An 11,635-nucleotide genomic window follows, 5' to 3' on the forward strand; every position below is an offset into this window, starting at 1 on the left:
GGCACCGGCCCGCTCGACGGTCGCCGGTCCCGTTCACGCGGGGCCGGCGGCTGGCCGGGCGTTCTCGGTCGACCACCTCGGCCACGTCCTGCTCACCCGTGTTCGACCCCGGGGCGTGCCGGTTGTGGGCAGCCAGCACCGAGCTGGCCGGCTGGGACCCGGGCTCAGACCAGCGCGTCGAAGCCGTCGTCGGGCAGGGCGAGCCCGGCGTCCAGCGGCGGACGGTGCGGCTGGTCCAGCCCCCGCATCCGCGCCGCGTGCAGCGCGAGCAGCAGGTTCAGCCGCAGGGTCGGGTCGGTCGTGAACGGGCCGAGGATCCGCTCGAGCTTCCCGATGCGGTAGCGCATCGTGTTGTAGTGGAAGTGCAGCCGGCGGGCGGACTCGGCGACGTTGAGGTTGGTCTCCAGGAGCACCCGCAGCGTCTCCCGCAGGTCCGCCGAGTCCGCGTCGGCCGCGTCGGCCAGTGGACCGAGGACCTCGTCGACGTAGGAGCGCAGCTCGCTGCTGTCGGGGATCAGCGAGAGCAGCCGGAACACGCCCAGCTGGTCGAAGTGCGTGACCGAGCCGCCGTGGATCTCCTGGCCGACCCCGAGAGCACGCTGCGCCTGCCGGTGCGCCTCGGCCAGCTCCGACAGCGATTCCGCGGGGCGGCCGATGCCGGTGCCGAGGAGCCGGCCCATCCGCCGCATGCGCCCGTTGACCCGTGACGTGACGGCGGCGACGAGTGCCGAGAGCTCCTCGGGCGTCCGGCCGTCCAGCGGCAGCAGGGTCACGATCTCGGTCGCGAGCCCGGCGACCGCGGCCCCCGCGACCTCCGACTCCAGCGCCGCCCGCCAGCCGTCGGCCAGCCGGTCCAGCGTGTCGAGGGCCCGGGTGGGGTCGACCGCGCTGTCCGCGGCGATCTCCGTGGCGGTCACGAGCACCGCCACCGGGCCGTCGAGCCGCCAGCCGAAGGACCGGGTGTAGGCCAGCGTCCGCTCGGTGTGGCCGACCGCCCCGCCGACCAGCCGGCGCACGAGGTCGCCCTGGAACCGCAGCTCGACCGAGTGGACGGCCTGCAGTCGGATGACCGACAGGGCGGCGATGACGGCGGCCCGTTCCAGCACGCCACCGGCGCCGAGCATCATCGCCCCGGACCGGTGCACGGCGACGAGCCATCCGTGCCGCTGGTCGCCGGCCATGATCGGAGCGACCGCGTACTCGCCCACGCCGCCGGGGAGCTCGTGGTGCCCGGGCACCAGCAGGATGCCGTCGGCCGGTGACAGGTCGGCGCCCGCCAGGACGGCGGCCGGGGTGACGACGGTCTGGTCGGCCCGGACGCCGGAGAGCCGGCGCGAGGGGGTGAGCTCGGCCAGCGCGTCGTCCGCGGCGGCGTCGAGCAGCCACAGCCAGTCACTGATCTCGGCGACGTCGTCGGCCGGGCCGGCACTCGTCACGACCTCGCGGTCCGGGCCCAGACCGAGCACGGCCGCGCCTTCGAGCATCACGGCGAGCCGCTGCGTCACCTCCGCCAGCCCCCCACCGGTGAGCGCGACCTCGGTGAACTCGTCGTCCATGCGCGAGGACAGCGCCAGCGCCTCGCCCTGCTTGGCGACGACGGTCCCGAGCACCGAGGAGACGATCTCGTCCAGCCGGGCCCCCGACGGGAGGGCCAGCACGGGCAGGCCCCGACGCTCGGCCTCGGCGAGCACCTCGCCGGGCAGCGGGGTCGGACCGTCCGTGCGCCGGTAGGCCAGCGCCGCGGTACCGAGGTGGTCCAGCCGCTCGACCAGCGCCCGGCAGCTCGCCGGGTCCGCCGGTGGGAGCCGGGCACCGAGGACCACGAGGACGTCGGGACCTGCTGCCGCCAGCGGCTCGGACGGGTCGTCGACGACCATGTGCCGAACGGTGCGCGCGAGCCCGGCCGCCCCGGCCGTCACGGTGGTGCCGCTGAGCGCCGGGAGGCCGAGCGCCTCCTCCACCGTCAGGCCCATCCGCTGCTGCCAGCTCGCCCGCTCGTCGCGGAGGTCGGGGCGCGGCGACTCGTCGACCGCCCAATTGCGACGGAACGGTGACGTTCCATTACTCTGCGTGGAGGTCACGAGCGACGCGTCACTCTGGGTCACGAGGCCTTTCCTTCCGGTCGTCATCCAGGGTGCCACACCGCGGGATCATGTCAGGTGTCCCTGGACGCCGAGACCCATTCTTGGCGACATCCGCCATAAGAGGGCGTGCGACGCGCCGCCTAGGTTCGAGCCGTTCCACCCGCTCGAAGGATGGTAAGCGCTCCTCCCGGAGGCCTGCCGCCCGTCCCGGAGGCGGCTGGATCGAACGGTAGGGGGCCGACCCACCGGCCCTCTCCGTCCCGTCGGGGAGAGGCCGAGATGCGCGCGATCGACGACACCACAGTCCGGACCGGTACCAGCGACGGGACTGCGCTGCGCGGCCGCGCGGCCCGTGCCGGCGTACCCACGATCCCCCTGCCCCGTGACTCGGCGCGCGCCGCGGTCCGCACCACCCCGCCGGCGAAGGCGGCCACGGCCGTGCCCGCCGCGGCCAGCACCGGGATCGCCACGCTGCTCCGCGGCCCCGTGCGTCCGGCCCGCGTGCTGCTGGCGGTGCCGACTGCCGTCTACCTGCACGTTCCCGGCGACCGCGCCGGCGGCGACGTGGTCGGCATCCTGACCGGAGACGCGCCCCGCCTCCCCCTGGGCTGCGTCCTCTTCCGCCCCAGCAACGGTCGTCCCCTGGTCGCGCTGCCTCCCGGGTCTCCGGCGGAGGTCGGGGGCGGGCGGATCGCCGCCGGCGACCTGGCCGTGAGCGCCGCGGCCTGGTGGGACCCGCGTCCACGGCTCCCGGGGGACCGCCCGGCGCTCCTCCCCGAGGGCGTCCGGCAGCTGCGCAACACGTTGTACGGCGAGGGCGTGCCGCACAGCTCCTTCACCCTGCCCGGCCTGCCGACCGGCCCCGGCGGACCGCTCGCCGCGCTCCGCGGCGCCGTGCGGCGCGCCGACCTGGAGGCCGCCCTCCGCACCGCCACCCGGCTGATCGGCCTGGGACCGGGCCTCGTCCCCGCCGGTGACGACGTCATGGCCGGCACCATCGCCGGCCTCGTCCTGCTGGGGCACCCGGCCGCCGAGCGGTTCGCCACGGGGGTCTGCTCACTGGCCGCCGGCCGCACGACCGAGCTCTCGGCGGCCCTGCTCCGGCACGCCGCCGCCGGGCGGGTCAGCGCCGAGTACGCGGCCGTGCTGCGCGGCCTCGTGGGCGAGCGCCCGCTGGAGCCGGCCGTCGACCGGCTGCTCGCCGGCGGTGCCACCAGCGGCCGGGCCGTGGCGCTGGGTCTCTGCACCGCGATCGACCTCGTGGAGCGCACCACGCGCCGCTGACGGCGTCAGGACGGCGGGTCGTCGACCCCCACGGGGATCGGCAGGACAGGGCCCAGGGAGTTCCACTGGGAGATGCGGCAGCCGTCGGACCGGGACAGCTCCAGGTCCACCGCCTCGCCGTGCCAGCGACCGGTGACCGAGGCGGTCTGGTTCCCGCCGAACTGCTCGGTGCACATGACGTCGCCGGGAAGTGCGGCGAACGGGTCGGCCATCCCGGCGAGGTGGTCGCAGGCGGCCTGGGCCTGGGGATGCGTGCCCTCGACGACCCCCGCGCACAGCAGCGTCCACGACTCCGGCGGGCTGCCGTCGCCGCGGTCGACGTCGATCCGCAGGTCGTTCTCCGGCCGCGAGATCCCGGCGGCCGGCGGAACGTCCCCGCCCGTCGGACCGCCACCCGACGAGGCACCGCCGGCCCCTCCGCCGCAGGCCGACAGCACCACCGCCGCGGCGAGCGCCGGCCCGGCAGCCGACCAGCGGGCGGTGTGCGGCACGGCGTTCCTCAGATGCGGGAGGCGTGGATGCTGGTGACCAGGATGGCCCGGGCGCCGAGCTCCCACAGCTCGTCCATGACCCGGTTCGTGTCCGCCTTGGCCACCATCGCGCGCACGGCCGACCAGCCCGGGGTCTGCAGGGGGCTGACGGTCGGCCCCTCGATGCCCGGTGTCATCGCCGTCGCCTTCTCGAGGAGCTCGTTCGGGCAGTCGTAGTCGAGCATCACGTACTGGCGTGCGACCAGGACCCCGCGCAGTCGACGGCGCAGCTGCGCCACCGCCGGGATCTCCTCGGCCCCCTCCCGACGGACCAGGATCGCCTCGCTGGTCAGTACCGGCTCACCGATGATGTGCAGCCCGGCGGCCCGGAGCGTGGTGCCGGTCTCGACGACGTCGCACACCGCGTCGGCCACCCCGAGCCGGCACGCGGTCTCCACGGCGCCGTCCAGCTTGACGACCTCGGCCTTGAGGCCCGACTCCTGCAGGTAGCGCTGCGCGAGCACCGGGTAGGCGGTGGCGACGCGCTTGCCGGCCAGCTGCTCGACGCTCTCGATCCCGGACTCCAGCGGTGTCGCGAACCGGAACGAGGAGCGGCCGAAGCCCAGCGGCATGACCTCGACGGCCGAGGGGCCCTCGCCGTCGGCCGGAGCGGTCTCCAGCAGCATGTCGCGCCCGGTGATGCCGACGTCGAGCGTGCCGGCCGCGACGTAGACGGCGATGTCGCGCGGCCGCAGGTAGAAGAACTCGGTGTCGTTCTCCGGGTCGTACACCGCGAGGTCCTTGGTGCTGCGCCGCTGGCGGTAGCCGCTCTCGGCGAGCATCTCCGCCGCGGGCTCGCTCAGGACGCCCTTGTTGGGCACAGCGACGCGCAGCACTGGTCTCTCCTTCAGAGGTGGGTGTAGACGTCGTCGAGGGTCAGACCGCGCGCGAGCATGAGCACCTGCACGCGGTAGAGGAGCTGGCTGATCTCCTCGGCGGTGCGCTCCTCGCCCTCGTGCTCGGCGGCCATCCAGGACTCGGCTGCCTCCTCGACCACCTTCTTGCCGGCTGCGTGCACCCCGTCGCGCACCGCGGCCACGGTGCCCGACGTGGGATCGCCGTCGGCGACCTTGGCGGCGAGCTCGGCGAACAGCGAGTCGAAGGTCTTCACGAGCGGCCTCCCTGGCCTGCGGGGGTCGCGGAGAAGCCGGTCTGCCGCTGCGGCGCACGCAGCTCGCGGAGCACGAGTGCGGTCTGCAGGGCCGCGACGGTGGCCTCCCAGCCCTTGTCCTCGGCGGAGCCGGGCAGCCCCGACCGGTCACGGGCCTGCTGCTCGTCGTTGGTCGTGAGGACGCCGTTGCCCACCGGCTTGCCAGCATCGAGCGCAACCCGGGTGAGCCCCGCGGTGACGGAGTCGCAGACGTACTCGAAGTGCGGGGTGCCACCGCGGATGACGACGCCGAGGGCGACGACGGCGTCGTGCCGCTCGGTCAGCGCCTGCACCACCACCGGCAGCTCGATCGCCCCGGGCACGCGCACGACGGTCGGCGCCGGGACCCCGCAGGCCTCCGCCGCGGCCAGCGCGCGGTCCAGCAGCGCGCCGGTGATCTCCTCGTGCCACGTCGTGGCGACGATGCCGAGCGTCAGACCGGCGGCGTCGACCGGCCGCGCCTCGGGGGCACCCTGCCCGCTCACAGCTGCTGCTCCCGCTGCCCCAGGGGCACGTCGGTGCCGGGCACCGTCGTGGCGTCGGGCGCGTCGGCCGGTGCGGTCACGGTGTCGGCCGGACCGGACTCGGTCTCCGGCTCGATGATGTCGAGCAGGTGGCCCATCCGGTCCCGCTTGGTGCGCAGGTAGCCCAGGTTCTCCGCCGTCACGTGGCTGGGCAGCGGCACCCGGCCGAGCACCTTCAGGCCGTAGCCCTCCAGGCCGGCGCGCTTGGCCGGGTTGTTGGTGAGCAGCCGCATGGTGTGGATGCCGAGGTCGACCAGGATCTGCGCGCCCGTCCCGTAGTCGCGGGCATCGGCAGGAAGGCCCAGGTCGAGGTTGGCGTCGACGGTGTCGGCGCCCATGTCCTGCAGCTGGTAGGCCTGCAGCTTGTGCAGCAGGCCGATGCCCCGGCCCTCGTGCCCACGGATGTACAGGACGACGCCGCGCCCCTCCTGGGCCACCGCTGCCAGGGCGGCCTGCAGCTGCGGGCCGCAGTCGCAGCGCAGCGACCCGAAGACGTCGCCGGTCAGGCACTCGGAGTGCACGCGGACGAGCACGTCCTCGCCGGGGCCCGCCCCGTCCGTTGCACCAAGGTCGCCGTACACGAAGGCGACGTGCTCGCGCTCGTCGTAGCTGCTGCGGTAGCCCACGGCGGTGAACGTGCCGGGCGCCAGCGGGACGACGGCCTCGGCCACCCGCTCGACCAGCTTGTCGAAGCGCTTGCGGTAGGCGATCAGGTCGGCGATCGAGATCAAGCACAGGTCGTGCTCGTCGGCGAAGACCCGCAGCTCCTCGGCCCGGGCCATGCCGGTCGGGTCCTTCTCGCTGACGATCTCGCAGAGCACGCCGGAGGGACGGAGACCGGCGAGCATGGCGAGGTCGACGGAGGCCTCGGTGTGGCCGGGGCGGCGCAGCACGCCGCCGTCCTTCGCCCGCAGCGGCACCACGTGCCCGGGGCGGGCGAGGTCGGCCGAGCTGGTCTCCGCGGCGGCCAGCGTGCGGATCGTGTGCGCCCGGTCCGACGCCGAGATGCCGGTGGTCACGCCCTCGCGCGCGTCGACGGTCACGGTGTAGGCGGTGCCGAGCCGGTCCTGGTTCACCCGGTGCATCGGGGGCAGGTCGAGCCGGTCGGCGTCCTCCTCGGTGACGGCCACGCAGATGTAGCCCGAGGTGTACCGGACCATGAACGCGACGAGCTCGGGGGTGGCGAGCTCGGCGGCGAAGATCAGGTCGCCTTCGTTCTCTCGGTCCTCGTCGTCGATCACGACGACCGGCTTGCCGCTCTTGATGTCGGCGAGGGCGGCCTCGATGGAGTCCAGCCGGGTGACGGGCGCGCTCACGAGCGGGCTCCCAGCAGACGCTCCACGTACTTGGCGATCACGTCGACCTCCAGGTTGACGGGGTCCCCCGTGGCGCGCGCGCCGAGCGTGGTCTCGCGGAGGGTGGTGGGGATGAGGCTGACCTCGAACCAGGGTTCGGGGTCGTCCAGGGCGCTGACCGCGCTGACGGTGAGCGAGACGCCGTCGACGGCGACCGAGCCCTTCTCGACGACGTAGCGGGCGAGCGCGGCGGGCATGCCGATGCGCACGACCTCCCAGTGCTCGCCGGGGGTGCGCGCGACGATCCGGCCGACGCCGTCGACGTGGCCCTGCATCATGTGGCCGCCCAGCCGGGTCTGCGGGCTGACCGCGCGCTCGAGGTTGACCGGCGCTCCCTCGGCCACGGCCCCGAGGGAGCTGCGGCGCAGCGTCTCGGCCATGACGTCGGTCGTCCAGACCCCGCCGCCGTCGGTGTCGGGCTGCACGCCGGTGACGGTGAGGCAGACGCCGTTGACGGCGATCGAGTCGCCCAGGGAGACGTCGGTGAGGACCGTGCGGGCGCGGATGCTCAGGACGGCGGAGTCGCCCTGGTCCTGCCGGGCCGCCAGGGTGCCCACCTCTTCGACGATGCCGGTGAACACCTCAGCTCCCTCCGTCCAGTACGTCCCCGCCGGTGCGGGTGCCCCCACCAGTGTGCCGGGTGGGGCGCAGCCGGATCTGCACGTCCCCGCCCAGGGGGGTGAGACCGGCGACCGAGAAGGACAGCGCGGAGCCGATCGCGCTGATTCCCAGGTCGCCCACCAGGGAGGGTCCGGCACCGAGCAGCTTCGGCGCGAGGTGCAGGACGACCTCGTCGACGAGCCCCTCGCGCAGGAAGGCGGCGGCCAGTGTCGGCCCGCCCTCGAGGAGCACCCGGCGGACGTCACGCGCGAAGAGCTCGGCCAGCAGCTGGGCCGGGCTGCCGGCGGGGCTGACCAGCGTGGGCGCGGCGTCGTCGAGCACCCGTGCGGTCGCGGGCAGCCGGTCGCGGCGGTCGAGCACGACCCGGAGCGGCTGCCGTGCGGCGTCCCGGCCGTCGGCGTCGCGCACGGTGAGCTGCGGGTCGTCGGTGAGCGCGGTCCCCGAGCCGACGACGACGGCGTCGCAGCCGGCGCGCAGGCGGTGCACCTCGGCTCGCGCCTCGGGGCCGGTGATCCAGCGGCTGCTGCCGTCGGCGGCGGCGACCCGGCCGTCGAGGGTGGCCGCCACCTTCCAGATCACGTACGGGCGCTGCGCGCGCACGCCGGTCAGCCAGCCCGCCAGGGCGCCGCTCTCCGCGGCCTCCTGCTCGACACCGAGAACGACGTCGACCCCGCCGGCACGCAGCCGCTCCGCTCCGCCACCGGCGAGCTCGGTCGGCTCCGGGACGGCGACCACGACGCGCGCGATGCCGGCCGCGAGGAGCGCGTCGGCGCACGGGCCGGTGCGCCCGGTGTGCGCGCACGGCTCGAGGGTGACGACGGCGGTTCCGCCCCGGGCCCGCTCCCCCGCCTGGGCGAGGGCGACCACCTCGGCGTGCGGGCCGCCCGGGGGGTTGGTGGCGCCCTCGCCGACCACCGTGCCGTCGGCGGCCAGCACCACGGCGCCGACGGCAGGGTTCGGGCTGGTCGTGCCGAGCACCGTCGTGCCGAGCTCCCGGGCGCGGGCCATCGCGGCGAGCTCGGCGCCGGTGACGGTCACGCCGGCCGCGCCGCTGCCGCCTGCGCCCGGAGGGCGGCGATGGCGGCAGCGGGGTCCTGGGCGCCGTACACGGCCGAGCCGGCCACGAACATGTCGACGCCGGCCTCGGCGGCCTGCTCGATGGTGTCGGCGTTGATGCCGCCGTCGATCTCGACCAGGAGGGTCAGCTCACCGCTGTCGACCAGCCGGCGGGCCTCGCGCACCTTGGGCAGCACGTCGGCGATGAAGGACTGGCCCCCGAAGCCGGGCTCGACGCTCATCACCAGCAGGGTGTCGAAGTCGCGGAGGAGCTCGAGGTGGTCCTCCAGCGGGGTGCCGGGCTTGATGGCCAGGCCGGCGAGGGCGCCGGCAGCGCGGATGTCGCGGGCGACGGCGCGGGCGTCGCGGCAGGCCTCGACGTGCACGGTGACGTTCCGCGCGCCGACCTCGGCGTAGCCCGGTGCCCAGCGCTCGGGGTCCTCGATCATGAGGTGGCAGTCCAGCGGGACCGGGCTGACCTCCTGGATCGCCTGGACCACGGGCAGCCCGAGGGTGAGGTTCGGGACGAAGTGCGCATCCATGACGTCGACGTGCAGCCAGTCGGCGTCGGCCACCCGCGCCACCTCGTCGGCGAGGCGGGCGAAGTCCGCCGACAGAAGGCTGGGCGCGATCATCGGTTCCCGGGACACGTCCGCCGAGTCTAGGTGCGGCGTGATCACTGCCCCGCCCGACCGGCTGGGCCTACGCTGCCCCGGTGAGCGAGACACGCCAGTCCGCCTCGGACCGGCTCCCCGACGACGCGAGCGCCGCCGCCGCGGCCCGGGGGCGCGAGCTGCTGGGCTGGTCGACGGCGACGCTGCTCGCGTACGCGGCCGGGGCGGCCCTGCTCGTCCTGGAGCCGCGGAGCTGGTCGGCGGCGATGTGGACCGGCGCCGTGGCCTTCCTCCTGCTGGTCCTCACCGCCGCGTGGTGGCAGCTCGCCTCGCGGCGCGGTGTGCAGGCCCAGGCGCAGCGGCTCATCGCCGAGTACGCCGTCCTCCAGCACGTGGATCCGGGCCCTGGCCGGCGGGAGCCGGCGGACCGGACCGCCAGGAACTTCGTCCGGGGGCGTCTGCTCGGCTGGCTGCTGGTCGGCATGGTCGTGGCCACTCCCCTGGTCTCCGGAGCCTGGGACCAGCCGGCGACCGCCGTGCCGGGCGGCGTGCTGCTGCTCGTGGCGGCCGTCCTCCACCTCCTCGTCCGGGAGCGCGAGGCCCGGGCCGGGCGTCGGTGGCTGGCTGATCCGCCAGGGCCCCCGCGCGACTGAGCGGCGGACCGCGTGTCCGTTGCGCACGACCGGGTAGGGCCCCAGCCATGGCTTCCGACACCCCTGCGCGCTACGACGGATTCGACCGAATGCCGATCGCGGGCACCTGGCGACCCGGCAGCTCGGAGAAGACCGCCACCGACACCGACCCCTACACCGGCGAGACGCTGACCGAGATCCGGCTGGCGGACGCCGAGGACCTCGACGCGGCGTATGCGAAGGCGAAGGACGCCCAGCGCGACTGGGCCGCGCGCCTGCCCAGCGAGCGGGCCGAGGTGCTGCGGCGTGCGGCGCGGATCATGGAGGCCCGCAAGGACGAGGTCGTCGACTGGCACATCCGCGAGAGCGGTGCGGCCGCCCCCGCCGCGGAGTTCGAGTACGCGATCACCCTGCGCGACTTCCACGAGGCGTCGTCCTACCCGTACCGGGTCGAGGGCCGGATCCTGCCCGCGGACATCGAGGGCAAGGAGAGCCGCGTCTACCGGCGTCCGGTCGGCGTCGTCGCCGTCATCAGCCCGTGGAACGTGCCGATGCACCTGTCCAACCGCTCGGTGGCGCCGGCGCTGGCACTGGGCAACGCCGTCGTCCTCAAGCCGGCCGGGGACACCCCGGTGACCGGCGGCCTGCTGCTGGCCAAGATCTACGAGGAGGCCGGGCTGCCGGAGGGCCTGCTCAGCGTCGTCATCGGCTCGGGCAGCGAGATCGGCGACGCGATCGTCTCGCACCCCACGCCGCGCGTCGTCTCCTTCACCGGCTCGACGCCGGTCGGCAAGGGCATCGCCGAGAAGGCCGGGCTGAAGAAGCTGTCGCTGGAGCTCGGCGGCAACGGCCCGCTCGTCGTGCTGGACGACGCCGACCTGGGCTACGCGGTCGACGCGGCGATCTTCGGGAAGTTCTTCCACCAGGGCCAGGTCTGCATGATCACCAACCGGATCGTGGTCGACGACTCGGTGCACGACGAGTTCGTCGAGCGCTACGTCGAGCGGGCCCGGTCGCTCGAGGCCGGCAACCCGCAGGAGTCCGACACCGTGATCGGCCCGATCATCAACGCCAAGCAGCTCGAGGGCATCCAGGAGAAGATCTCCGCCGCCGTCTCCGACGGGGCGCGGCAGGTGCTGGGTGGGGACCCGACGGGCCCGATCGGTTCGGTCCTGCCGCCGCACGTGCTGCTCGGCACGAACGACGTCGCCAGCGCGCGGCAGGAGATGTTCGGTCCGGTCGTGACGATCATCCGCGCCCGGGACGAGGACGACGCGCTCGCGATCGCCAACGACACCGAGTACGGGCTGTCCAGCGCCGTCTTCACGGAGGACACGCTGCGCGGGGTGCAGTTCGCGCTGCGGGTCGAGGCCGGGATGACCCACGTCAACGACTCGCCGCTCAACGACGAGAACAACACCGCGTTCGGTGGCGAGAAGGAGTCGGGGCTGGGCCGGTTCGGCGGCGAGTGGGCGATCGAGGAGTTCACCACCGACCACTGGGTGAGCGTCCAGCACACCAAGCGGAAGTTCCCGTTCTGATCGTCGTCCGGTGGGCGCCGAGAACTGTCGTACCCCCGGCCTAGCCTGCGGGTATGTCGTCGGGTGTGGGGTTCGCGGTCGGGGTGACCGTGGTGCCCGTCGACGCTGCGCCCTCGCCGTGGGAGCTGGTCGACCCGGACCCTGCTCCGGGGTTGGGCGAGCCGTTGAGCGGGTGGTTGCCGGCCCACCGCGGCGCCGGGGTGGCGGCGGTGTTGCTGCAGCAGGTCGTGGCCGCGGAGGCTCA

General features: G+C 74.6%; 13 protein-coding genes. 4 read left to right on the plus strand and 9 right to left on the minus strand.

The features are described 5' to 3' along the window. Positions 1-164: 164 nt before the first annotated feature. On the minus strand, positions 165-2,105 hold the full coding sequence (locus DQ237_RS18430; protein ID WP_240619735.1) for a PucR family transcriptional regulator: 1,941 nt from the start codon (positions 2,103-2,105) through the stop codon (positions 165-167). Positions 2,106-2,363: 258 nt separating this feature from the next. Here DQ237_RS18430 and DQ237_RS18435 point away from each other — a divergent pair, with 258 nt between their 5' ends. After that, positions 2,364-3,368, plus strand: coding sequence for a DUF2877 domain-containing protein (locus DQ237_RS18435; RefSeq protein WP_113801600.1), 1,005 nt, complete (start codon positions 2,364-2,366; stop codon positions 3,366-3,368). 5 nt (positions 3,369-3,373) lie between these two features. On the opposite strand, the gene DQ237_RS18440 is transcribed toward DQ237_RS18435, so the two are convergent. Genes DQ237_RS18440 through rpe form a run of 8 tightly spaced genes read right to left on the minus strand, consistent with a single transcriptional unit; the run spans position 3,374 to position 9,254 of the window. After that, complete coding sequence (locus DQ237_RS18440; RefSeq protein WP_166509676.1) at positions 3,374-3,859, minus strand: SSI family serine proteinase inhibitor; 486 nt, start codon at positions 3,857-3,859, stop codon at positions 3,374-3,376. 8 nt (positions 3,860-3,867) lie between these two features. After that, positions 3,868-4,734, minus strand: coding sequence for an ATP phosphoribosyltransferase (hisG, locus tag DQ237_RS18445; RefSeq protein ID WP_113801602.1), 867 nt, complete (start codon positions 4,732-4,734; stop codon positions 3,868-3,870). 11 nt (positions 4,735-4,745) lie between these two features. Further along, positions 4,746-5,009 carry a phosphoribosyl-ATP diphosphatase gene (locus tag DQ237_RS18450; protein ID WP_113801603.1) on the minus strand — a complete coding sequence of 88 codons (264 nt, stop codon included), beginning with the start codon at positions 5,007-5,009 and terminating at the stop codon, positions 4,746-4,748. Beyond that, complete coding sequence (gene ribH, locus DQ237_RS18455) at positions 5,006-5,533, minus strand: 6,7-dimethyl-8-ribityllumazine synthase (protein WP_113801604.1); 528 nt, start codon at positions 5,531-5,533, stop codon at positions 5,006-5,008. Before ribH ends, DQ237_RS18450 begins: the two co-directional genes overlap by 4 nt. After that, positions 5,530-6,888: a bifunctional 3,4-dihydroxy-2-butanone-4-phosphate synthase/GTP cyclohydrolase II gene (locus tag DQ237_RS18460; protein WP_113801605.1), complete on the minus strand. Its 1,359-nt coding sequence runs from the start codon at positions 6,886-6,888 to the stop codon at positions 5,530-5,532. Before DQ237_RS18460 ends, ribH begins: the two co-directional genes overlap by 4 nt. After that, entirely contained in the window at positions 6,885-7,508 is a 624-nt protein-coding gene (locus DQ237_RS18465) for a riboflavin synthase (RefSeq protein ID WP_113801606.1), read from the minus strand. The genes DQ237_RS18460 and DQ237_RS18465 overlap by 4 nt, the downstream gene beginning before the upstream one ends. 1 nt (position 7,509) lies before the next feature. Continuing rightward, positions 7,510-8,586: a bifunctional diaminohydroxyphosphoribosylaminopyrimidine deaminase/5-amino-6-(5-phosphoribosylamino)uracil reductase RibD gene (gene ribD / locus DQ237_RS18470; protein WP_205730284.1), complete on the minus strand. Its 1,077-nt coding sequence runs from the start codon at positions 8,584-8,586 to the stop codon at positions 7,510-7,512. Continuing rightward, positions 8,583-9,254 (minus strand): ribulose-phosphate 3-epimerase, encoded by a 672-nt coding sequence (gene rpe, locus DQ237_RS18475; RefSeq protein WP_240619736.1) that lies wholly within the window; start codon positions 9,252-9,254, stop codon positions 8,583-8,585. Before rpe ends, ribD begins: the two co-directional genes overlap by 4 nt. Positions 9,255-9,319: 65 nt before the next feature. Here rpe and DQ237_RS18480 point away from each other — a divergent pair, with 65 nt between their 5' ends. The 3 genes from DQ237_RS18480 to DQ237_RS18490 all read left to right on the plus strand — a co-directional run. Next, a complete protein-coding gene (locus DQ237_RS18480; RefSeq protein ID WP_113801608.1) occupies positions 9,320-9,871 on the plus strand; it encodes a hypothetical protein in 552 nt (183 codons plus the stop codon). Between the two features lie 47 nt (positions 9,872-9,918). Then, positions 9,919-11,391, plus strand: a complete 1,473-nt coding sequence (locus DQ237_RS18485; RefSeq protein ID WP_113801609.1) for an aldehyde dehydrogenase family protein — start codon at positions 9,919-9,921, stop codon at positions 11,389-11,391. 53 nt (positions 11,392-11,444) lie between these two features. After that, positions 11,445-11,635: hypothetical protein (locus tag DQ237_RS18490; RefSeq protein WP_147251852.1), on the plus strand; the 191-nt coding region annotated here is incomplete at its 3' end.

It is taken from the genome of Blastococcus sp. TF02-8 (assembly GCF_003319175.1).
GTDB lineage: Bacteria > Actinomycetota > Actinomycetes > Mycobacteriales > Geodermatophilaceae > Blastococcus.